The 22,184-nt window shown below is 64.0% G+C and carries 13 protein-coding genes, 3 tRNA genes and 2 rRNA genes; 12 read left to right on the top strand and 6 right to left on the bottom strand.

Annotated elements, in window-relative coordinates; translation table 11 throughout:
- The first annotated feature begins 18 nt into the window (after window positions 1–18).
- The 4 genes from AC731_RS10515 (at window position 19) to rrf (ending at window position 3,564) form a co-directional block, all read left to right on the top strand.
- A tRNA-Ile gene (locus AC731_RS10515) sits at window positions 19–95 on the top strand.
- Window positions 96–122: 27 nt separating this feature from the next.
- Window positions 123–198: transfer RNA gene (locus tag AC731_RS10510), tRNA-Ala, on the top strand.
- A gap of 261 nt (window positions 199–459) precedes the next feature.
- Window positions 460–3,344 (top strand): 23S ribosomal RNA (locus AC731_RS10505).
- A 106-nt stretch (window positions 3,345–3,450) separates the two neighbouring features.
- Window positions 3,451–3,564, top strand: a 5S ribosomal RNA gene (gene rrf, locus AC731_RS10500).
- Between the two features lie 136 nt (window positions 3,565–3,700).
- Here rrf and AC731_RS10495 read toward each other — a convergent pair.
- Window positions 3,701–4,150: a MaoC family dehydratase gene (locus AC731_RS10495; protein ID WP_048705897.1), complete on the bottom strand. Its 450-nt coding sequence runs from the start codon at window positions 4,148–4,150 to the stop codon at window positions 3,701–3,703.
- 399 nt (window positions 4,151–4,549) lie between these two features.
- On the opposite strand from AC731_RS10495, the gene AC731_RS10490 reads away from it, so the two are divergent.
- The 7 genes from AC731_RS10490 to AC731_RS10460 all read left to right on the top strand — a co-directional run bounded on the left by AC731_RS10490 (window position 4,550) and on the right by AC731_RS10460 (window position 15,374).
- The gene (locus tag AC731_RS10490) at window positions 4,550–5,932 is read left to right on the top strand and encodes a TIGR03013 family XrtA/PEP-CTERM system glycosyltransferase (RefSeq protein ID WP_048705895.1); all 1,383 of its coding nucleotides are present in this window, start codon (window positions 4,550–4,552) and stop codon (window positions 5,930–5,932) included.
- Between the two features lie 77 nt (window positions 5,933–6,009).
- Window positions 6,010–8,094, top strand: coding sequence for an XrtA/PEP-CTERM system histidine kinase PrsK (gene prsK / locus AC731_RS10485; RefSeq protein WP_048705892.1), 2,085 nt, complete (start codon window positions 6,010–6,012; stop codon window positions 8,092–8,094).
- The gene (gene prsR, locus AC731_RS10480) at window positions 8,084–9,448 is read left to right on the top strand and encodes a PEP-CTERM-box response regulator transcription factor (protein ID WP_048705890.1); all 1,365 of its coding nucleotides are present in this window, start codon (window positions 8,084–8,086) and stop codon (window positions 9,446–9,448) included. Before prsK ends, prsR begins: the two co-directional genes overlap by 11 nt.
- The gene (prsT, locus tag AC731_RS10475; RefSeq protein WP_082794305.1) at window positions 9,445–12,249 is read left to right on the top strand and encodes an XrtA/PEP-CTERM system TPR-repeat protein PrsT; all 2,805 of its coding nucleotides are present in this window, start codon (window positions 9,445–9,447) and stop codon (window positions 12,247–12,249) included. Before prsR ends, prsT begins: the two co-directional genes overlap by 4 nt.
- Before the next feature lie 46 nt (window positions 12,250–12,295).
- The gene (locus tag AC731_RS10470; RefSeq protein WP_048705887.1) at window positions 12,296–13,576 is read left to right on the top strand and encodes a nucleotide sugar dehydrogenase; all 1,281 of its coding nucleotides are present in this window, start codon (window positions 12,296–12,298) and stop codon (window positions 13,574–13,576) included.
- A 23-nt stretch (window positions 13,577–13,599) separates the two neighbouring features.
- A complete protein-coding gene (locus tag AC731_RS10465; RefSeq protein WP_156480701.1) occupies window positions 13,600–14,568 on the top strand; it encodes a lytic transglycosylase domain-containing protein in 969 nt (322 codons plus the stop codon).
- Window positions 14,565–15,374: a S1 family peptidase gene (locus AC731_RS10460; RefSeq protein WP_156480700.1), complete on the top strand. Its 810-nt coding sequence runs from the start codon at window positions 14,565–14,567 to the stop codon at window positions 15,372–15,374. The genes AC731_RS10465 and AC731_RS10460 overlap by 4 nt, the downstream gene beginning before the upstream one ends.
- A gap of 30 nt (window positions 15,375–15,404) precedes the next feature.
- Here the strand turns inward: AC731_RS10460 and AC731_RS10455 are convergent.
- Window positions 15,405–15,479 (bottom strand) — tRNA-Arg (locus AC731_RS10455).
- Between the two features lie 17 nt (window positions 15,480–15,496).
- A complete protein-coding gene (locus tag AC731_RS10450; RefSeq protein ID WP_048705885.1) occupies window positions 15,497–17,635 on the bottom strand; it encodes a site-specific recombinase in 2,139 nt (712 codons plus the stop codon).
- 141 nt (window positions 17,636–17,776) lie between these two features.
- Here AC731_RS10450 and AC731_RS10445 point away from each other — a divergent pair, with 141 nt between their 5' ends.
- Entirely contained in the window at window positions 17,777–19,696 is a 1,920-nt protein-coding gene (locus AC731_RS10445) for an ATP-binding cassette domain-containing protein (protein WP_048705882.1), read from the top strand.
- A gap of 6 nt (window positions 19,697–19,702) precedes the next feature.
- Here the strand turns inward: AC731_RS10445 and AC731_RS10440 are convergent, their stop codons facing one another.
- The 3 genes from AC731_RS10440 to AC731_RS10430 all read right to left on the bottom strand — a co-directional run bounded on the left by AC731_RS10440 (window position 19,703) and on the right by AC731_RS10430 (window position 22,167).
- A complete protein-coding gene (locus tag AC731_RS10440) occupies window positions 19,703–20,605 on the bottom strand; it encodes a hypothetical protein (protein ID WP_048705880.1) in 903 nt (300 codons plus the stop codon).
- Window positions 20,606–20,633: 28 nt separating this feature from the next.
- A complete protein-coding gene (locus AC731_RS10435; protein ID WP_048705878.1) occupies window positions 20,634–21,209 on the bottom strand; it encodes a LemA family protein in 576 nt (191 codons plus the stop codon).
- Window positions 21,210–21,303: 94 nt separating this feature from the next.
- A complete protein-coding gene (locus tag AC731_RS10430; protein ID WP_048705875.1) occupies window positions 21,304–22,167 on the bottom strand; it encodes an HDOD domain-containing protein in 864 nt (287 codons plus the stop codon).
- Window positions 22,168–22,184 lie beyond the last annotated feature (17 nt).

Raw genomic sequence — 22,184 nt, 5'->3', positions numbered from 1 at the left:
AGAGCCTCGAAGGCGTGAGGGTCTGTAGCTCAGTCGGTTAGAGCACCGTCTTGATAAGGCGGGGGTCGTTGGTTCGAATCCAACCAGACCCACCAAGCTTTTTTGGGTTGCTCGAGAAGGACGGGGCTGTAGCTCAGCTGGGAGAGCGGCGGCTTTGCAAGCCGTAGGTCGTCGGTTCGATCCCGACCAGCTCCACCAGGACTCGTGCAGACGCATTCGAGTAGTCAGACATGACGATAGCGATGTCATCATCTCTGACTTCTCGATCGGCAGCGCAAACTGTCGGTTGTTTGAGGTTCGCTCTTTAACAAAGTGGAAGAAGTGTAGTACGTACCGAGCCGGTGCGTACTGCAAGTTGTGTGATTGCATTGATCACATCACCGTTGTCAGCAGTGGTGTGATCGCACAAACGAGTTCGTCTTATGACCGGTGCTTCGACAAGAGGCACTAAGGTTATAGGATCAAGCGACTAAGTGCATGTGGTGGATGCCTTGGCGATCACAGGCGATGAAGGACGTGTAAGCCTGCGAAAAGCGTGGGGGAGCTGGCAATAGAGCTTTGATCCCACGATGTCCGAATGGGGAAACCCACCCCGCAAGGGGTATCCCAGACTGAATACATAGGTCTGAGGAGGCGAACGCGGCGAACTGAAACATCTAAGTAGCCGCAGGAACAGAAATCAACCGAGATTCCGCAAGTAGTGGCGAGCGAACGCGGAGCAGCCTGCACGACTAAACCATCAGCTTAGCAAAACGGTCTGGAAAGTCCGACGATACAGGGTGATAGTCCCGTATGCGAAAAGCCGGTGGCGGGTCTGAGCGTGCGACAAGTAGGGCGGGACACGAGAAATCCTGTCTGAAGATGGGGGGACCATCCTCCAAGGCTAAATACTCGTGATCGACCGATAGTGAACCAGTACCGTGAGGGAAAGGCGAAAAGAACCCCGGGAGGGGAGTGAAATAGATCCTGAAACCGCATGCATACAAACAGTGGGAGCCTCGAAAGGGGTGACTGCGTACCTTTTGTATAATGGGTCAGCGACTTACGTTCAGTAGCGAGCTTAACCGAGTAGGGGAGGCGTAGCGAAAGCGAGTCTGATAAGGGCGTCAGAGTTGCTGGGCGTAGACCCGAAACCGGATGATCTATCCATGGCCAGGATGAAGGTGCCGTAACAGGTACTGGAGGTCCGAACCCACTAACGTTGAAAAGTTAGGGGATGAGCTGTGGATAGGGGTGAAAGGCTAAACAAATCCGGAAATAGCTGGTTCTCCCCGAAAACTATTTAGGTAGTGCGTCGTACGGACACTTGCGGGGGTAGAGCACTGTAATCGTTGGGGGGGTCACTGCGATCTACCCCGCGATAGCAAACTCCGAATACCGCAAAGTGATATACGGCAGACAGACATCGGGTGCTAACGTCCGGTGTCAAGAGGGAAACAACCCAGACCGCCAGCTAAGGTCCCAAATGCATGGCTAAGTGGCAAACGAGGTGGGAAGGCATAGACAGCTAGGAGGTTGGCTTAGAAGCAGCCACCCTTTAAAGAAAGCGTAATAGCTCACTAGTCGAGTCGTCCTGCGCGGAAGATGTAACGGGGCTCAAGCCATGAACCGAAGCTGCGGATGTGTCTTTGACACGTGGTAGGGGAGCGTTCCGTAAGCCTGCGAAGGTGTCTCGTAAGGGATGCTGGAGGTATCGGAAGTGCGAATGCTGACATGAGTAGCGATAAAGGGTGTGAAAAGCACCCTCGCCGTAAGCCCAAGGTTTCCTGCGCAACGTTCATCGGCGCAGGGTGAGTCGGCCCCTAAGGCGAGGCAGAAATGCGTAGTCGATGGGAAACAGGTCAATATTCCTGTACCGCTCTATGATGCGATGGGGGGACGGAGAAGGTTAGCTCGGCCATCTGTTGGAATAGGTGGTTCAAGTGTGTAGGCGTGCTGCGTAGGCAAATCCGCGCGGCTAAGCTGAGGCATGATAACGAGGACCCTCGGGTCCGAAGCGAGTGATACCCTGCTTCCAGGAAAAGCCTCTAAGCTTCAGTCATAGAGTGACCGTACCGCAAACCGACACAGGTGGGCTGGTAGAGAATACCAAGGCGCTTGAGAGAACTCAGGAGAAGGAACTCGGCAAATTGATACCGTAACTTCGGGAGAAGGTATGCCCCATTAGCTTGTAGGAGTACATCCGAAGGGCGAAGGGGCCGCAGAGAATCGGTGGCTGCGACTGTTTATTAAAAACACAGCACTCTGCAAACACGAAAGTGGACGTATAGGGTGTGACGCCTGCCCGGTGCCGGAAGGTTAAGTGATGGGGTGCAAGCTCTTGATCGAAGCCCCGGTAAACGGCGGCCGTAACTATAACGGTCCTAAGGTAGCGAAATTCCTTGTCGGGTAAGTTCCGACCTGCACGAATGGCGTAACGATGGCCACACTGTCTCCTCCTGAGACTCAGCGAAGTTGAAATGTTTGTGAAGATGCAATCTCCCCGCGGCTAGACGGAAAGACCCCATGAACCTTTACTGTAGCTTTGCATTGGACTTTGACGGGATTTGTGTAGGATAGGTGGGAGGCTATGAAGCCAGGACGCTAGTTCTGGTGGAGCCGTCCTTGAAATACCACCCTGGTGTCGTCGAGGTTCTAACCCAGGTCTGTGAATCCAGATCGGGGACCGTGCATGGTGGGCAGTTTGACTGGGGCGGTCTCCTCCCAAAAGGTAACGGAGGAGTACGAAGGTCACCTAGGTACGGTCGGACATCGTACTGATAGTGCAATGGCAAAAGGTGGCTTGACTGCGAGACCCACAAGTCGAGCAGGTGCGAAAGCAGGTCATAGTGATCCGGTGGTTCTGTATGGAAGGGCCATCGCTCAACGGATAAAAGGTACTCTGGGGATAACAGGCTGATTCCGCCCAAGAGTTCACATCGACGGCGGAGTTTGGCACCTCGATGTCGGCTCATCACATCCTGGGGCTGTAGCCGGTCCCAAGGGTATGGCTGTTCGCCATTTAAAGTGGTACGTGAGCTGGGTTTAAAACGTCGTGAGACAGTTTGGTCCCTATCTGCCGTGGGCGCTGGAAGTTTGAGAGGGCTTGCTCCTAGTACGAGAGGACCGGAGTGAACGCACCCCTGGTGTACCGGTTGTGACGCCAGTCGCATCGCCGGGTAGCTATGTGCGGAAGAGATAACCGCTGAAAGCATCTAAGCGGGAAACTCGCCTCAAGATGAGACTTCCCCGGGGCCTCGAGCCCCCTGAAGGGTCGTTGAAGACCACAACGTTGATAGGTCGGGTGTGGAAGCGTGGCAACACGTTAAGCTAACCGATACTAATTGCCCGTGTGGCTTGATCCTATAACCTTATTCAAGACAAACTCGTAACACCGGTGTCAAAAAACACCCAATCACACAACACTTCTTCCCGCTTTGGCCTGGATCAACCCCAGGTAACAAGTCAAAGTCTGACGACCATAGCTTTGTGGTACCACACCTTCCCATCCCGAACAGGACCGTGAAACACAAACGCGCCGATGATAGTGAGGATTGCCCTCGTGAAAGTAGGTCATCGTCAGACTAACCAAAAAAAACGCCCAGCATCAAAACGATGTCTGGGCGTTTTTACGTCAACACAAATATATCCGAACAAACAGAAACTGCGCGCGAAAGCCACCGCCTGTGATCAACACAGGCAGCGGTCTCCTCTCACTCCCTCATCCACGCGCAGGGAGCATGATCTCCGCCTCGCCGTCAAGTACCACCGTCGATCCGCATGTGCATACGGTCGAAAACACGGCGCGGCGCTTCTCCGCTTTCAACTCCTTCACGGTCACCTTTGCCACGACGGTCTGTCCGACCTTGACCGGCGCCTTGAACTTCAGGCTCTGCGACAGATAGATGCACCCGGGACCCGGAAGCTTCGTGCCAAAGACGGCGGAGATCAAACCTGCGGAGAACATCCCGTGCGCGATACGCTCGCCGAACATTGTGCTTGCGGCGAACTCGGCATCGAGATGTACGGGATTGGTGTCGCCGGACACGCCGGCAAACATCAGGATATCGGCCTCGGAAACTGTGCGCGAAAGCGACGCAGACATGCCGATCTGCAGTGCTTCGAAAGAATGTCCGTACAGTTCGGTGAAGTCACGCGTGGTCTCATTCATAATAGATACCTCGAAAAATGCTAGTGGAGTCGGACTGGGCTTAAGGTACCGGCACTATAGCGGATTCAAGTGTCGGTAATGCGTCGCTGCTAGGTTGACGGGAAGGCTCGGTGTCGCGCATGCGGTTTGCCCGAAGGGCGCGGGTGCTCCGATTGCCCCAAGACTGGAAACCGTAGGTCGTCGTGTGAGTGTGTAAATGGCATTTATTTTGAAGATGCGGAATTTTGCGCAAAGCTGCTAAATCGCTGAAAAAACGTGAATTTCGGGCTTGGCGGACGCCATTTGCCCGTGACCGGCTTAACGGGCGTAAAGTCCGTTCTCGGATAAGGTAAGGTCGTTGAATGCCTCCGTGTTGGGCACAACCTGCGTTCCGTTATGACGAGGCAACAGGGGTAAAGCATGCTGAAGGTCTTCAGCCACTATTTTCCGTCGCACACACTGCAACAGGTGCTTTTTGATGCCGTGCTGCTCTTTGTCGTGGTGCTGCTTGCAGTTGGTCTGTCGGCTGGGCCGGGTGACCCCGAGTGGATGGTGTTCACGCCCTCCGCGCTCACTTTCGCATTGTTGATGGTCGGTCTGAACACCGCGATGGGGTTGTACAGGCCTGTATTGCAGCGTAGTTCGCGGCAGGCTTTCGCGCGCGTAGCGCTATCGCTCGTAGTGAGTGTGCCTGTTGCCTATGCGGTGTTCGGGCTTCTGCCGTGGGCGGACCTGGCGCCGCATTCACTGCAGTGGAGCGTTGTGCTGTTGCTAAGTTCGACGCTGCTGATGAGGGGGATCGTCAATCAGCGCCAGGCCTCGGGGCTGTTTGCACCACGCGTGCTCATCATTGGTACGGGCAAGGACGCCGCGACGGTTTACCGGGACCTCACCCGCCCGCTGCAGAAGAGTGTCGAGGTCGTTGGTTTCCTGCGTGCGGGCAGTGACGAAAGGCCGGAGGTTGATCCTCGGCAGGTTCTCGCTCCCCGCGGGTTGCTGGATATCGTGCGCGAGTTGCGGGTGAATGAGGTCGTCGTGGCCGTGCGCGAACGCAGGGGTGGCGTCCTGCCGATCAGGGAGTTGCTCGACTGCAAGCTTGCGGGGGTTCGAATCGTCGATCTGTCGTCGTTCTTTGAGCGGGTGCAGGGACAGGTGCGTCTCGAATCGCTCAGGGCGAGCTGGCTGATCTACGGGGATGGTTTCCGCCAGGGGTTGGCACGCACCTGCGTCAAGCGCCTGTTCGACATCGTGGTGGCGCTGATCCTGCTGCTGATGTCGCTTCCGTTGATGCTCGTCACGGCTTTGTTGATCGTGATCGAGGACGGTGCCCCCGTTTTCTATCGGCAGGAGCGGGTCGGTTTCGGGGGGCGCGTGTTTCGCGTGATCAAGTTCCGCAGCATGCGGCGGGACGCGGAGAAGGATGGAAAGCCCCGGTGGGCGACGTCGAACGATGACCGTGTCACACGGGTCGGGCGGATCATCCGCAAGTTGCGTATCGATGAACTGCCGCAGTTGTTCAACGTGCTCGTGGGTGACATGAGCCTGGTCGGGCCGCGGCCCGAGCGGCCGTTCTTTGTGGATCAACTGGCCCGCGAGATTCCTTTCTACAACGTCCGGCACTGCGTCAAGCCTGGTGTAACGGGTTGGGCGCAGGTCAGGTACCAGTACGGCGCATCGGTCGATGATGCGATCGAGAAGCTGCAGTACGACCTTTATTACGTCAAGAATCACACGCTCATTCTCGATACCCTCGTGCTTTTTGAAACGGTCCGCGTCGTGCTGACGGGTGAGGGCGCGCATTGAAGGCGAGAGGCGGTTGACGCGCTGGAGGGCGTGGACGGCGCAAAAGGCAGGCAGGGCAATGGCTCAGGGAGTTGTAAGTGGCTGACGTCGCATTCTGGGGATACGGTTTCGCGGCGCTAGGCTTCTTCCTGTTCGCCCTCTACGTTTTCTTTGCTTGGCGCGGTGGTCTGCCCGGCGGACTGCTGTTCGTCGCCGTCGTCAGTTCCCTTCTCTGGGCGCTTGGAGGCATGGCAAGCGCGCATGTTTCCAGCGGTGTCGTGGCCTGGGGCAGCATGGTGCTGGATGTTGCCCGGGGTGGCGCCTGGTTTCTGTTCCTGATTGTGTTGATGCGCCCCCTATGGCCGGGGCGCATGCGCTGGCCGGCCATCCTCGCCGCCTGTACCGTCCTTGGCCAGGTGCTGGGCCTGATCGCCGAGTTTTTCGGTGACTTCCAGGGGGCGGCGATGCGCCCGGTGCTGGTCGCCTGGCTTGCACATGCAGTGGTCGGGCTGATCCTGGTCGAGCATCTCTATCGCGCCCTGCCCGGGGCTTCGCGCTGGGGGATCAAGCCGCTCTGCATTGCGCTTGGTGCCGGCTACATATTCGAACTCTATCTGTTTGCCGATGCGACGCTCTTCTCGCGCATCGACGGGGACGTGTGGGCGGTGCGCGGGCTCGCGCACGCGACGCTGATCCCGCTCATCGCACTGTCGGGCTCGCGCAATCCGTCGTGGACGTTGCGCATGGCGATGTCGCGGGAGATGGTGTTCCATTCGACTGCGCTTGCCGCGGCGGGCGCTTACCTGCTGGTCATTGCCGCGGTGGCGTACTACGTGCGTTACTTTGGCGGCGACTGGGGCAGGGCGCTGCAACTCTCGCTCTTGTTTGCCGGCCTTGTCCTCCTGGGCGCGCTGCTGTTCTCCGGTTCGCAACGCGCCCGGTTGAAGGTCTTTCTCAGCAAGCACCTGTTCTCATACCGCTATGATTATCGCAATGAGTGGCTGCGCTTCACGCAGGCTCTCGCCATGGCGGGGAAGGGTCTGGATCTCGGGCAGTCAGTGATCAAGGCGCTGTCCGATCTGGTCGAGAGTCCAGGGGGCGTCCTGTGGCTCCGCGACAGCTATGGGAAGTTCGTGCCCTTCGCGCGCCTGAACCGGCCGCTGGTGGATGTTGACGAGACCGAGCAGTCGGAGCTCTGCCGCTTTCTGAGTGATCGGGAATGGGTGATCAACCTGGAGGAGTATCGCGTCAGGCCGCAGCCCTATGGAGGGCTGGTGCTGCCCGAATGGCTGTCGACGCTGGGAGACGCCTGGCTGGTGATTCCGCTCAAGAGTTCGGAAACGCTGGTCGGATTCGTTGTCCTCTCGCTGCCGCGGGCGCCCTTCGAGATCGACTGGGAGGTGCTCGACCTGCTGAAGACCGCGCAGCGCCAAGCCGCAGGCTACCTGGAGAGGATGCTCGCGGCCGAGGCACTGCTCGAGGCGCGGAAGTTCGACTCCTTCAATCGCATGTCCGCGTTTGTTGTCCATGACCTGAAGAATCTCGTCGCGCAACTGTCGCTGATGCTCAAGAATGCGGAGCGGCACTGGAGCAATCCGGAGTTTCAGAAGGACATGCTGGAGACGGTGGCGCATGTCGAGGGCCGGATGCGGGGCTTGATGCTTCAGTTGCAGGAGAAACGGCCGATCGATCCGCCGCGTGTCGTGGACGTGGTGCAGATCCTGCGCAACGTCTGCCAGTCGAAGCGCGGCCAGTTGCCGCAAGTCGAATTGCTCGAGCCCGCGGAGCAGCAGGCCCAGGCGAAGGCGCATCCGGAGCGCCTGGAGCGGATCGTGGGCCATGTCGTCCAGAACGCGATCGATGCAACGGAAGCGAGCGGCGAGATCCGGGTCAGACTCGAGGCGGCGGATGACGTATGCTTGCGCATCGTGGTCGAGGACTCGGGCTGTGGCATGTCGGCTGACTTTCTGCGCGACCGGCTGTCGCGTCCGTTCCAGACGACGAAGTCCAGCGGAATGGGCATCGGAGTCTTCGAGACCCGGCAGTACCTGAACGAGATTGGCGGCGATCTCCAATTCGAAAGCGAGGTCGGCCGCGGAACACGTGTGACCATACAGCTGCCGCGCGCCACGCTGGCGCGGGACACAATTCAAGACGGAGCCAGTGAGATCCATGCCGGATAAGCAGCGAACGCTATTGATCGTGGAGGACGATCCCGCGTTGCAGAAGCAGATGCGGTGGGCATTCGATTCCTGCGAGACGGTTGTTGCCGACGATCGCGAAAGCGCGATTGCGCAACTGCGTCGCCACGAGCCTGCGGTTGTGACCATGGACCTGGGGTTGCCGCCAGCGCCCGACGATGTCACCGAGGGCTTCGCGCTGTTGCGCGAGATGCTCGCGCTGGCTCCGGATACCAAGGTCATCGTGCTCACCGGTCAGCACGACCGCGAGAACGCGGTGAAGGCCGTGGGACTGGGCGCATATGACTTCTTCGCCAAGCCCTTCGAGCCTGAACTGCTCGCGTTGACCATCGAGCGCGCCTTTCGCATGCATGACCTGCAGGCCGAGAATGTGCGCTTGGCCGCGCTCAGCGCGAGCCCGCTGTCCGGCTTGCTGACCCGGGACCCGGGGATGCTGAAGATCGGCCGCACCATCGAGAAGGTCGCGGGCGCCTCGGTGACGGTTGCGCTGCTGGGCGAGAGTGGCACGGGCAAGGAAGTGCTGGCGCGTGGCCTGCATGCGCTGTCGCAGCGCGCGAATGAACGTTTCGTCGCGATCAACTGCGCGGCGATCCCCGATACCTTGCTCGAGAGCGAGCTGTTCGGTTACGAGAAGGGCGCGTTCACCGGCGCCGTCAAGCAGACCCTGGGCAAGATCGAGACGGCGCACAAGGGCACCTTGTTCCTCGACGAAATCGGCGACCTGCCGATGCCGCTGCAGGCGAAGCTGCTGCGTTTCCTGCAGGAGCGGGTGATCGAGCGCATCGGCGGTCGCGAGGAAATTCCAGTCGATGTACGCATCGTGTGCGCGACCCATCGTGACCTCAAGGATCAGATCAGGGCCGGCTTGTTCCGCGAGGACCTCTACTACCGCCTGGCGGAGATCGTCGTCGATATCCCGCCACTGCGTGATCGCGAAGGCGACGCGGCACTGCTTGCACATGCCTTCGTGCAGCGCTTCGCCCGTGAGAACGCGCGTGGCAGCATGACACTGACCGATGACGCGCTCGCTGCCATCGAGGCGCACCCGTGGCCCGGTAACGTGCGCGAACTCGAGAACTGCCTGAAGCGGGCGGTGATCATGGCCGACGGCAACCGCATTACCGCCGACGAGCTTGGCCTTCAGGCCGTGGAGGAGGATCTGGAGCGTCTGAATCTGCGGCAGGTGCGCGACGAGGCGGAGCGCAGGGCCGTCCTGCGCGTGCTGGCGCGCACCAACAACAACATTGCGCGTGCCGCCGAGATCCTCGGCGTGAGTCGCCCGTCCCTGTATGACTTGATGAATCGCTTTGGCCTGAAGAAGGAGAACGGATCGTGAGCAGCAACACCAAGGACATGTCGTCGCAGCACTGGAGTCGTCGCAAGAGTGGGCTCGCCGCGACCCTGCTGTCCGCGCTGCTTCTGTCGGGCTGCGGTGAGAGCCCCGAGCAGATGCTCGACTCGGCGAAGGGATATCTGGCGAAGGACGATCTGAACGCGGCCAGCATCCAGCTCAAGAACGCCCTTCAGGAGAACGCGAACCTGGCCGAGGCCCGGTTCCTGCTCGGCAAGGTCAACCTCGAGCAGGGGGACGTTCCGGGGGCGGCCAAGGAACTGCAGCGTGCGCTCGATCTCGGCTATCCGCGCGAGCGGGTCATCCCGCTGCTAGCGCGTGCGCGCGTGCGCGCGGCGGAGTTCGATCGTGTGCTGGCGGATTTCGCTGCCGAGCGCCTTTCGGACCCCGTGGGCCAGGCCAGCCTGCTGGGCGCCATCGGCGATGCGCACATGGGCAAGGCCAACGTCGCCGAAGCGCGCAAGGCGTTCGAAGCCGCGCTGGCCTTGCATGCCGACGACGAGGCCTCAGCGATTGGTCTGGTGCGGGCCCAGCTGTTCAGCGGAGAGGCCGCGAAGGCGGAGGAGACTGCACGGAAGCTGGTTGCCGGAAAACCGCAGTTCGCCGATGCCCAGGCGGCGCTGGCGGAGGTACTGCAGTTCCAGGGCAAGCCCGATGAAAGCGTGAAGGCGCTCGAGGAAGCGCTTCGTCTCCGCCCCGATGCCATCGCTTACCACTATGCCCTGGTGTCGCAGTTGTTCCAGCTCGAGCGTCAGGACGACGCCATTGCCCGTTTCGAGGCAATGAAGAAGGTTGCGCCCGGGCATCCTTCGACCCGTTACCTCCAGGCCTTCATCGACCTGCGTGCTAATCGGCTGACCGAAGCGCGTGACGGCGTGATGCAGGTGCTCAAGCAGACGCCGGACTACCTTCCCGCCCAGTTGCTGGCGGGCACGGTGTTGCTGCGCCTCAATGACCAGGCGCAGGCCCGCAGCTACCTCAATGCGGTCCTCAGCCGGGCGCCGGGGCAGACCCTTGCCCGCAGCCTGCTGATCCTGTCCCACCTGTCCTCGGGCGAGGGGGCGCGCGCGCAGGAACTGCTGCAGCCACTTCTGGACCGACCCATCAACGATCCGCGCCTGCTCGGGCTCGCCGGCCAGGTCTTTCTGGCCAACGGCGATGCTGAACGCGCAGAGGAATTCCTGCAGCGCGCGGCCAAGGCCGCGCCGGAAGACCCGCGCGCACGCCTGCGGCTGGGCGTTGCGCGTCTGCTCGGCGGTGATGCGCAAGGCGCCTTCGCCGACTTCTCGAGCGCCTCGGCGATGGATCAGGAGGCCATCCAGGCTGATCTGGCGCTGGTGGCGGCGCATCTGCGCCGCGGGGATGCGGACAAGGCGCTGGCGGCGCAGGCTCAGCTGGAGGCGAAGCAACCGAACAACCCGTTGGTGCACAACCTGCGCGGCGGGGTCATGCTCGCAAAGCAGGATCTGGTTGCAGCCCGCGCGGCGTTCGACAAGGCGCTGGCGATCAACCCCGACTACCTGGCCGCCGTGCTCAACCTCGCCCGCATCGATCTGGCCGAGAAGAAGCCGCAGGATGCGCTTGCGCGGGTGCGGGCCTTGGCCGATCGCAACGACAAGAATGCCGAAGCGCGTCTGGCGCTGGCGGAGTTGCAGTCTGCCACCGGGGCATCACCGGCAGACGTGCTGGCGACGCTCGAGCGCGCAGAGGCGGCCGCGCCCGGCACCCTGGCGCCGGCGCTGGCGATCGTCCAGCATCATCTGCGCAACCGCGATTTCCCGAAGGCGCTCGCCACCGCGCAGCGGGCGGGCGCGGCGTACCCGAATGACGTGCGCGCCGTCGAGATGCTGGCGCGCGCGCAGATGGCCAGCGGCGATACCCAGCAGGCCATCTCCTCGCTGAACAAGCTCGCCGGGCTGCGCCCGCAGTCGACGGTTCCGCTGCTGATGCTGGCCGACGTGCATCGTGGCGCCAAGGACAATGCCGCTGCCGAGCAGGTGTTGCGCAAGGCGCTGGGCGTCCGCCCCGATGCCCTCGACGTCCAGCAACGCCTTGCCGGGCTGCTGCTCGAGAAGGGCGATCGCGACGGTGCGCTGAAGATCGCGCGCGACGTGCAGAAGCAGCATGCGCAAGCTCCGGCCGGCCACATCCTCGAAGCCGAGATCCAGATCAACGCCAACCGCTTGGGCGAAGCCGTGACGGCCTATCGTCGCGCGCTCGAACGCAAGGCCGGAGGCGACGTGGCGGTCCGGCTGCATACCACCTTGTTGCGCGCCGAACGCAAGGCCGAAGCCGACAAGCTCGTCGCGGACTGGCTGCGCCAGCAGCCCAAGGATCTCTCGATGCGCGGTTATGTCGCCGAGCGTGCGCTGGCCGAGCGTCGCTACGCGGACGCCGTCGCCATGTTCCGCGCGATGGACGAGATCTCGCCGCGCAACCCGCTGGTACTGAACAACCTGGCCTGGGCGTCGAGCCAGACGAAGGATCCGAAGGCGCTCTCGTATGCCGAGCTGGCACACGAGCTGGCTCCGGAGAATCCTGCGATCCTCGATACCCTGGGCATGATCCAGATCGACCGCGGACAGACCGAGAAGGGCCTGGCCAACCTGCAGAAGGCCGTGTCGCTCGCGCCGGACCTGCTGCCGCTGCGGCTCAACCTGGCGAGATCCTATGCCGGGGCGGGGCGCAAGGATGACGCGCGTCGGGAGCTCGACGCCGTGCTGGCGAAGGCGCAGGCCGGTACGCCGCTGCACAAGGACGCGACCGATCTGCTCGGCACCCTCTGAACCGAACCCGCACATCTGAAAACACCGAAACACAAGGAAGAACATCATGACCACGATCGCCGTCATCGGGCTGGGCTACGTCGGCCTGCCGCTTGCCGTGGAGTTCGGCAAGAAGTACAAGACGGTCGGCTTCGACCTCTCTGCGGAGAAGGTGGCCGCGTACCGCGATTGCTATGACCCCACCGGCGAAGTCTCGTCCGAGGATCTGCGTGCCGCGACCCAGCTGAGCTGCCATACCGATCCGTCGGTGATCGCCGAGGCGGATTTCATCGTCGTTGCCGTGCCGACCCCGGTGGATGACGCGCACCAGCCCGACTTCACGCCGCTGGTGAAATCATCCGAAACCGTCGGCCGCCACATCAAGCGCGGCGCCATCGTCGTCTTTGAATCCACCGTCTATCCGGGCGCGACCGAAGAGGTCTGCATCCCGATCATCGAGCGCGAGTCGGGCCTGAAATGGAAGGAGGGCTTCTTCGTCGGCTACTCGCCCGAACGCATCAACCCGGGCGACAAGGAGCGCACCGTCACCCGCATCGTCAAGGTCGTGTCGGGCGATACCCCCGAGACGCTCGAGGTCGTGAAGCGCATCTACGGTGCCGTGATCACGGCCGGGGTCTATCCGGCAAGTTCCATCAAGGTGGCCGAGGCCGCAAAGGTGATCGAGAACACCCAGCGCGACCTCAACATCGCGCTGATGAACGAGCTCGCCGTGATCTTCCACAAGATCGGAATCGACACGCTGGAAGTGCTCAAGGCCGCCGGCACGAAATGGAACTTCCTGCCGTTCCGCCCCGGCCTGGTGGGCGGGCACTGCATCGGCGTCGATCCGTACTACCTCACGCACAAGGCCGACATGCTGGGCTACCACCCGCAGGTCATCCTCGCCGGCCGCCGCATCAACGACAGCATGGGCAAGTACGTCGCCGAGCAGACGGTCAAGCAGATGATTGCCGCCGGTTCCAGCATCAAGGGCGCGGACGTGCTGGTGCTGGGCCTGACCTTCAAGGAAGACTGCCCGGATCTGCGCAACAGCAAGGTCATCGACGTCATTCGCGAGCTGCAGAGCTATGGCTGCAAGGTCCACGTGCATGATCCCGTCGCTTCGCCGGCGGAAGCGGTGCATGAGTACGGCGTCGATCTCACGCCCTGGGAAGCCTTGCCGAAGGTACAGGCGATCGTCGCGGCGGTCGCCCATCATCAGTACCTCTCCATGCCGGTGCCGAAACTGCTCGAGAAACTTTCGAGCGGTGGCGTGTTTGCGGACGTAAAATCGTCGTACGACCCGGCCGCCTTGTCCGCAGCGGGGGCGGTCGTCTGGCGCCTCTGACGAGGTAAACCGGTGAGGTAGTCATGGCACGGCGACAGTCTCCGCTTCGACGCAGGTCCGGTGCGCTACCGCGCAAGCTGCGCACGGCGGTGTCGCTGGCTGCCATCGCCTTGTCGCTGATGCCGGCGTCTGCGCGGTCTGACGACCGCGATCGGGTTGCCCAGGCGTTTGCCGAGCAGGCCCGCTACCTCGCACGCGAAGCCCTCGGCTACGAACATGGCGAGGGTGTGCCGCGTGACCAGCCCTATGCCGCGCGGCTGTATTGCGAGTCGGCTCGTCTCGGCGATGCGGAGGGCATGTACGCACTGGGCTGGATCTATGCCAACGGGCGCGGTGTGGAGCGCAACGATGCTTACGCCAACACGCTCTTTGCCATGGCGGCCTTTCTCGGCAACGCGCATGCCGCGCGCATCCAGCGTTACATGGGCGACTACACCGGTGCGGTGCCGGCATGCCTGCACACGCCGTCCGAGATCCTGCAACAGCGCTGGCCGGTCGACGGCCTGATTGCGCGACTGCCGGCCGAGCGTCAGGCTGTAGCCCGGCTGCTTGCGGAGCTCGCGCCGAAGTACGGTGTGGAGCCCGCGCTCGCGCTGGCGATCGGTCTGACCGAATCGGCGCTCAATCCGAATGCGCTGTCGCCGAAGAACGCAATGGGCGTCATGCAGCTCATCCCGGAAACGGCCGAGCGCTTCAACGTCACGCGGCCCTACGATCCCGAGCAGAACATCCGTGGTGGCCTGACCTACCTGCGCTGGCTGCTGGCCTATTTCGAAGGGGAGGTGGCGCTGGTCGCGGCGGGATACAACGCGGGGGAAGGGGCGGTCGATCGGTTCCGCGGCGTGCCGCCTTACCGCGAGACCCGCGCCTACGTCGATCGCATCCTTCGTCATGTCGGCCAGGACCGGCATCCCTACGACCGCAGCGTGGTGGCTCCTAGCCCGATGTTGCGCACCTTGCGGCTGGCGAGCCAGGAGGATCACGAGACATGAACGATACGACGCCCCGCGGGGGGCTCCGGACGGTTCGCCGTCGCCTGTTGCTTGCAGCCTGTGCGGCGGCTGCGACCGCCATGGTGCCGGGCCCGGCCCTGGCCGATCTGGTCGGCGTCCTTCCTCGCATCAAGCCGTCCATCGTGGCGGTCGGTACCTACCAGCGCACGCGCAGCCCCGCATTCCAGTTTCGCGGGACCGGATTCGTCGTTGGCGATGGTCGCCTGATCGTCACCAACGCGCATGTGCTGCCGGACACCGTGGCGACAGACAAGATGGAAGCGCTCGTGATCGCCGTGCCGGGGGAGGACGAAAGTGCCATGGCGCGTCCGGTCGCGCGTATTGCCGCTGACCGCGAACGCGATCTGGCCGTGCTGAGGCTCGAGGGCGGTCCTCCGCTACCGGCGCTGGCGCTGGCGCGGGACGAGCGCGTGCAGGAGGGGCAGGAGATCGCGTTCACCGGTTTCCCGATCGGTGCCGTGCTCGGACTGACGCCGGTCACGCACCGCGGGCTCATTTCGGCGATCACGCCGATCGGCATCCCCCAGGGCAAGGCGCGCGATCTGAACCCCGCCCTGGTTCGCCGTCTCGCCAACGACGTGTTCCGCGTCTACCAGCTCGATGCGACCGCCTATCCCGGAAACAGCGGGAGCCCGATGTTCGACCCGCGCACCGGCGAGGTGATCGGCGTGCTGAACATGGTCTTCGTCAAATCGACCAAGGAAAACGTCCTGTCGGATCCATCAGGGATCAGCTACGCGATTCCGGTGGAGTACGTGAACAGGCTGCTGGCGGGAGTGCGCTGAACCCGGATCGTGGCCGGCACCGGAGGGAAGTGGCCTCGTCACCAGGAATCGAACCTGGATCTGGCGCTTAGGAGGCGCCCGTTCTATCCATTGAACTATGACGAGACTGCAGGCCGCGCATTCTAGCCGTTCGGCGGCGGCTCACCAATAGGCGGGGTGGTGCCCGGTGCAGTGCCGAGGGCGGATTTGGGGCTGGCCGTCAGTGCGGCGCGCGTTTCCGTGAGGGGCGCTTCCTTGCTGGCCTCGGCGGGGCTTGTCGCGGGCGCCGGGTTGCGCAGCGGTGGCAGCAGGAAGTCCTGCGGCCGGCGCAGCAGGCGCTGCAGCAGCAGCCGGCCGAGGTTCTGCCCTTGGGCGAAACTGATGCGGCGCGCGCGCATCGCCACCGACAGCGTCAGCGAGAAGCTGACCGCGAGGTTCACCAGACCGATCAGCAGCACCCCCCCGAGGGCGAGCGTCGCAGCCTGCCACGGCAGCGAGAAGTCGAGTGCCGTGGCCGCGTAGCCCACGTAGGCGGACGAGAAGGCGATGTGGCGGATGTCCAGCGGCAGGCCGAACAGCACGCCCAGCGCAGTGGCACCGCCGAGCAGGAAGCCGAAGAAGAAGTTGCCGGCGAGCGCGCCGAGGTTGTTCTCGACGTAGCTTGCGACGCGCAGCATGCGTGCTTCGCCAAGCAGGCGGCGTGGCCAGCGCAGCTGCAGCAGCCGCTCGGGGATGCGGTTGTAGGCCGACAGGTTGTCGTAGTAGCCCGCGATCAGCCCCGACAGGAACAGGCACACGCCCGCCACCGCGGCGAAGAACAGCGCGCCGCTGCGCGGATCGACCTCGCCGAGCAGGTCATGCGCCTTCTCGGGCGTGACGAAATGGGCGCCGGTGGCGCTCTGGATCGCCAGCCCGATCAGGATGGCCACGGGGATCGCGACGCCGATGTTGCCGAGGATGGCCGCAAGCTGGCTGCGCACCGTGCGGGCGATGAGATCGGCCAGGGCTTCGAGGTCGCGGGTATGGCCGCGCGCCTCCCCGATCGAGGCGGCGATCGCGTTGGCCGTCATGGCGGGCTGTTTGGTTGCGACCGTGCCGCCCAGGACGTGGATCAGCACGAAACCGAGGCCATAGTTGAGGCAGAAAGCGAGCATCTCGTTCAGCGGCGCCAGGCCTTGCTTGCCGAGCACGACCTTCATCCCCGCCATGCAGGCGATGATGAGTCCGCCCAGCATGGCCGAGCCGAGAATGCCGAAGTATTCGCTGCGCGTGCTGGTGATGTACTTCTCGCCGGTCTTGCTCGCGCTTTCCGTCATGCGCAGCGACAGGATCTCGACGTTCTTGCCCCAGTAGTCGGTCAGGTGGTTCTTGCGGCATTCCGCACGCACCAGGGTCTTGAACAGCCGCACGGCGCGCGGTGCCACATCCTGCAACATCCTGCGCTCGCGCAGCTCCTGCAGCATCGACACCAGTTCGTCGATGCGGTCCAGATGCTGGCGCAGGCGCTCGAGCTTGAAGGTGAGCGTGAGGCTGGTGCCGATCTTGGTTGCGCGCTTGCGCACCCGCTGCAGCACCTCGTCGCACTGGGCGAGCATCACCGTGAGATGGGCGTCGTCGGTCACCAGCGCGCCGAGCGTGGTCCACCAGGCGCTGTAGTGCTCGAGATAGGTCAGGAGTTCGGCGTTCTGCGCGAGGAAGGGCGACTCGTATTCCTCGAGGTTGGGGTCGATGCGAACCAGCTCGGGATCCAGTCCGATCGCCGAGACGTGGTACGACAGCACCCGCAGGGCTTCGAGGATTTCCGCCAGGGCGGGGGGGAGGGGGCCGGCGTCGATCTCGGCCATCGGCGTTTCCTCGCCGACCAGCGTGGCGAGGAAGTCGAGCCATACCTCGTCGGCGATGCCATTGACCCAGATCTCATCGTCCGCACGGTGAAAGACCGCCGACACCATGTCGCGCAGATAGCTGGTGTCGAGTACGTCGGGCAGCAGGCGGCGCGAGATACGGCTGGAGGTTTCGGAGAAGAAGCCGGTCGAGGGCAGGAGCCCCGAGGAAACGTAGAGCGACACCTGTTTGCGTTCGGCGAACAGGCGGAGAAAGGAGGCGCGCACGTCGGCGAGCAGGTCGGTCCGGCGTGCGAGGATGTGCGTGAGCGTGCGCAGGTTCTCGCTGGCCTTGTCGATCTGGCTGGCGCGCGGGGGGCGCAGACGGCCGACGAGGGCGGTCCACAGGGCGACCGGATCCTCGCCTGCATGCGCAAAGCGCTGAAGCGTACTTTCCATCGATCATCGGCTCCTACACGTTGCTGGTCGCCGACATGACGACAATTGTGCGGTGCATTATCGGGTAATCCGCCCTGATTCGCAGTGGGCGGCTAAAATTCGGTTTCAATCATCACCGGCCGACCTGGCCAACTCTTTCCCATGCCCCTGCTGTCCGTTGATAACGCCTGTCTCGCCTTCGGGCACGTCGATCTGCTCGACCACGTGGGTTTCCAGCTCGAGCCCGGCGAGCGCGTCGCCCTGATCGGGCGCAACGGTTCGGGCAAGTCCAGCCTGCTGCGTGCGCTGGCGGGGCAGGCGGTGCTGGATGATGGCACGATCTGGCGCCAGTCGGGCATGGTGACCGCGTACGTGCCGCAGGAGCCCGACTTCGATCTCGAGCGCGATGTCTTCGGCACCGTCGCCGATGGCCTCGGTGAGGCTGCGCAACTGCTGGTCGAATACCATGCGGCGATGCTCGCGGTGGCCGAGCAGGCCAGCGCCGAGGCCATGGCCCGCCTTGATGCATTGCAGCACGCGGTCGAGGCGGCCGAGGGCTGGCGCCTCAACCAGCGTGTCGAGCACATGCTGGCGCGTCTCGGACTCGATCCCGCGGCAAAGGTTTCGAGCCTGTCGGGCGGCGGCATCAAGCGCGTGGCCCTGGCGCGCGCGCTGGTGGCCGAACCCGACCTGCTGCTGCTGGACGAGCCCACCAACCACCTCGATCTCGATGGCATCCTGTGGCTCGAAGGGCTGATCCGCGAGTTCCGGGGTGCCGTCATCGTCATCACCCACGACCGCGTCTTCCTCGACAACGTGGCCACCCGCATCATCGAGCTCGATCGCGGCCATCTTGCCAGCTACCCGGGGCGGTTCTCGGACTACCAGCGGCGCAAGGCCGAGGAGCTCGAGGCCGAGGAAAAGGCGTCGGCGCGCTTCGACAAGTTTCTGGCGCAGGAAGAAGTGTGGATCCGCAAGGGCGTGGAGGCCCGCCGTACCCGCAACGAAGGCAGGGTGCGACGGCTCGAGGCCCTGCGGCGTGAGCGGGCGGCGCGGCGCGACCGGCTTGGCAACGTCAGTCTCGCGGTCGACCGCGGCGAGAAGAGCGGCCAGATGGTGGCCGAGCTGACCCACGTCTCCAAGCGCTACGGTCACCGCACGGTGGTGCGGGACTTCTCCACCCGCATCCTGCGCGGCGACCGCATCGGCTTCATCGGCCCCAATGGCGCGGGCAAGACCACGCTGCTCAAGCTCATCCTCGGCGACATCGAGCCCGACGAGGGTTCGGTGCGGCGCGGCACGCGCCAGAGCGTGGCCTATTTTGACCAGCTCCGTGCCCAGCTCGATCCGGAACTGCCGCTGACCGAAGTGATCAGTCCGGGCTCGGACTTCGTCGAGATCGGAGGTGAGAAGAAGCACGTCATCGGCTACCTCGGCGACTTCCTGTTCGCGCCGCAGCGCGCGCGCTCGCCGGTCAAGTCGCTGTCCGGTGGCGAGCGCAACCGCCTCTTGCTGGCGCGGCTGTTCGCGCGACCGGCCAACGTGATGGTGCTGGACGAGCCGACCAACGACCTCGACATCGAGACCCTCGACCTGCTCGAGGAACTGCTGGCGGGCTACGACGGCACGCTGTTCCTCGTCAGCCATGACCGCGCCTTCCTCGACAACGTCGTCACCCAGGTCATCGCCGCCGAGGGCGACGGCGTCTGGGGCGAGTACGCCGGCGGCTATGGCGACTGGCAGCGCGTGCAGGCGGCGCGCGCCGAGGAGGCCGCTGCGCGCGAAAGTGCCCGGCGCAGCCCCGCGCCGGTCGACAAGCCGCGCGCTGCCGAGGCGAAGACGGCCCGCCCCGCCAAGATGTCCTTCAACGACAAGCGCGAGCTCGAGGCCCTGCCCGACCGCATCGCGGCGCTGGAGGCGGAGCAGGGCGCGCTGCATGCGCGCATGGCCGATCCGGCCCTCTACCAGCAGGCACCGCAGGAAGTCGCGCAGGTCAAGGCCCGTCTGGAGGCGCTGGAGGCCGAGATCGAGGCGGCCATGCTGCGCTGGGAAGAGCTGGAGGCGCGCGCTGCGGCGTCCTGAGCCGGATCAGATGATCCCGACCTGGCTGAACCAGGCCAGGCCCGCGATGGCCGCGAGGAACAGCACGATGTGGAAGAGCGCGAGCCAGCGATAGCGGCGGGCGATGCGCCCGGGGTCGAAATCCGAGATCAGGTAGAGGCGGCCAGTACTGGGCCGGCGCACGAGGTGCGCTTCGGGCGCCGCCATGGCCTCGTCGCGCCGGCGCTCGACTTCGCGCCTGGCCTGCTGGCGGGCGAGCTCCCATTCCTGCAGGTCCAGTTCGCCATTGCCGTCGAGATCGAAGCGTTCGAGCAGGCGCGGGTGGTCCTTCTTCCAGCTCGCGAGCAGTTCGCGCACCTGCTCGCGAACGTTGAAGTCCGGGTCGATGCTGCCGATCGTGGTGAAGTCGCCGAGCACGTAGACCGTGTCGTTGCGGATCAGCGCATGCTGGGTGTAGCGGGTGTCGCCGCGCAGGGTGACGTCGCGTCGCCCCACCATCATCTCCGCACCTTCGGGATCGACGGCACATGTGCCGCTGCCGTCCTCGAGCAGGAAGGACGTGTTGCTCTCGTCGGTCGAGACGCGATGCCACTTGCCGTCGCTGCGCTTGCGCTCGGTCACCACCCGGTACCACAGCACCGGCAGGCCATCGACCGGCGACAGCAGCGGGGTGCCGTCCAGCGCTTGCGCACGGCCGCGCAATTCCACATAGCCTTGTGCGGCCGAAGCGATCCGCGACGTGGGCGTGTCGTCGATCAGGCGGGCGTGGCGGATGGCGCGCAGCCAGCCGAAGAACCCGGTCACCAGCAGGACCGCCAGTGCGGCGACGCTGCCCCTGCCGGTGTCGGCATGGACTGCGAGCGCAATCGCGGCGAACTGGATCAGCGGCAGGACGGTTTCGAGCCGCCGCTGCCTGAGGCGCACCAGCATGCGTGTCGGGCCCTGGCGTCGGTGTCGGTCAGGCGTTGAAGAGCGCCTTCAGGTCCACGTCGGCCTTCTCGGCCGTTGCGAATTGCAGCAGGGCCTGCGCGTCGAACCCGAACATGCGCGCGATGATGAGATCGGGGAATTGCTCGATGCGCACGTTGTGCACATTGACCGCCTCGTTGTACCACTCGCGCCGGTCGGCGACGCCGTTCTCGAGCGCGGTGATGCGGGTCTGCAGTTGCATGAAGTGCTCGTTGGCCTTGAGCTCCGGGTAGGCCTCGGCAACGGCGAAGATCTGCCCCAGCCCGGCGCGCAGCAGTCCTTCGGCAGCGCCCAGCGCGGATACGTCGTGTGATTCGCGCGCCTGGGCGACGCGGGCGCGGGCCTCGGTGACGCGGGTCAGCGTGGATTCCTCGAACTGCTTGTACTGGCGGCAGACCTCGACCAGCTTGGGCAGCTCGTCGTGGCGCTGCTTGAGCAGCACGTCGATGTTGGCCCAGGCCTTGGCGACGTTGTGCTTGAGGCTCACGAGGCCGTTGTAGACCAGCACGCCATAGGCCAGGGCCACTGCGGTCAGGCCGAGAATGATTGCAGCGGTGATGCTCATCGAATGGGCTCCGGACTTGAGGGCGACATGCTACACGGGCTCACGTTCCACGACTGTTGCATGGCGCACGCTGCGGCGTGCGTGCGGTAACGCTTCAGTCGGGTTCGGGGGGCGTCAGCAGCCGTGCGCGCGCTTCCTCGGGCGCGCCCAGCCGTGCGAGCAGGCTCTCGCGCGGCACGCGCAGCAGCGCTTCGAGGTCGGCAAGGTCGTCGGGCAGGCCGGCGTCGTCCCAGCCACGGGCAAGGTGGCGGGCGGTGCGTGTGGCGAGCATGACGGTGCGCACGCGCGGGTCGTCCTTGAGCGAGGGATCGAGGAGTTGCACCAGCAGCGCCGGCAGGCGCCAGGCGCGAATGAGCTCGAGCTGGATCTCGGCGGCGGTGACGCCGAACACCTGGCGCTGCGCGTCCCCCGAGCGCAGCGTGCGGTCGGCCAGCTGCAAGGCATAGACGCGCTCGGTGAGCGTGGGGGCGAAGATCCAGCACACGATCTCGGTCGCTTCGTGCAGCGCGGCGGCAACGGTGATCTCCTGCACGTCGAGATCATGACGGGCGATCGCGAACTCGCGCGCGAGATCGGCCGCGCGCCGGGCGCGCGCGATGACGCGCAGCACCTTCAAGAGTGCCTGCGGCGAAGCCTTCAGCGCGTCCTCGACGGTGGGGAGCTGATCGAAGAGACGGAAGAACGGATCCACGCCCAGCATCATCACGGCGCGTTCGATCGTCGTGATGTCGTGGTTCTGCGACTGACGGCGATGGGTCTCGAGATGGGTCAGCAGCCGCATCGTCATCAGCGGGTCGCTGAGGACCACGGCCGCGATCTGGCGGCCCCCCACCCGGTCCATGTCGGCGCGCAGCGCGTCGAGCTCGCGCACGGTCCGCCGCAGCACCGGCAGCGGCTGGTGCGAGAAGTGGGCGACATAGTCGTCGACGGTCGGCAGGGGCGATACCAGCTGGCTCATGTTCAGCGACCTGAGTG

Source organism: Thauera humireducens, assembly GCF_001051995.2.
GTDB lineage: Bacteria > Pseudomonadota > Gammaproteobacteria > Burkholderiales > Rhodocyclaceae > Thauera > Thauera humireducens.
The sequence above is the reverse complement of the archived record's forward strand: the minus strand, read 5'-3'. Positions and strand labels throughout refer to the sequence as shown.

Coding starts and splice junctions, on each gene's coding strand:
- AC731_RS10445 (WP_048705882.1), top strand. CDS start 17,777: ATGCCCCTGCTGTCCGTTGATAACGCCTGTCTCGCCTTCGGGCACGTC.
- AC731_RS10460 (WP_156480700.1), top strand. CDS start 14,565: ATGAACGATACGACGCCCCGCGGGGGGCTCCGGACGGTTCGCCGTCGC.
- AC731_RS10440 (WP_048705880.1), bottom strand. CDS start 20,605: ATGCTGGTGCGCCTCAGGCAGCGGCGGCTCGAAACCGTCCTGCCGCTG.
- AC731_RS10495 (WP_048705897.1), bottom strand. CDS start 4,150: ATGAATGAGACCACGCGTGACTTCACCGAACTGTACGGACATTCTTTC.
- AC731_RS10430 (WP_048705875.1), bottom strand. CDS start 22,167: ATGAGCCAGCTGGTATCGCCCCTGCCGACCGTCGACGACTATGTCGCC.
- AC731_RS10465 (WP_156480701.1), top strand. CDS start 13,600: ATGGCACGGCGACAGTCTCCGCTTCGACGCAGGTCCGGTGCGCTACCG.
- prsR (WP_048705890.1), top strand. CDS start 8,084: ATGCCGGATAAGCAGCGAACGCTATTGATCGTGGAGGACGATCCCGCG.
- AC731_RS10435 (WP_048705878.1), bottom strand. CDS start 21,209: ATGAGCATCACCGCTGCAATCATTCTCGGCCTGACCGCAGTGGCCCTG.
- AC731_RS10450 (WP_048705885.1), bottom strand. CDS start 17,635: ATGGAAAGTACGCTTCAGCGCTTTGCGCATGCAGGCGAGGATCCGGTC.
- AC731_RS10470 (WP_048705887.1), top strand. CDS start 12,296: ATGACCACGATCGCCGTCATCGGGCTGGGCTACGTCGGCCTGCCGCTT.
- AC731_RS10490 (WP_048705895.1), top strand. CDS start 4,550: ATGCTGAAGGTCTTCAGCCACTATTTTCCGTCGCACACACTGCAACAG.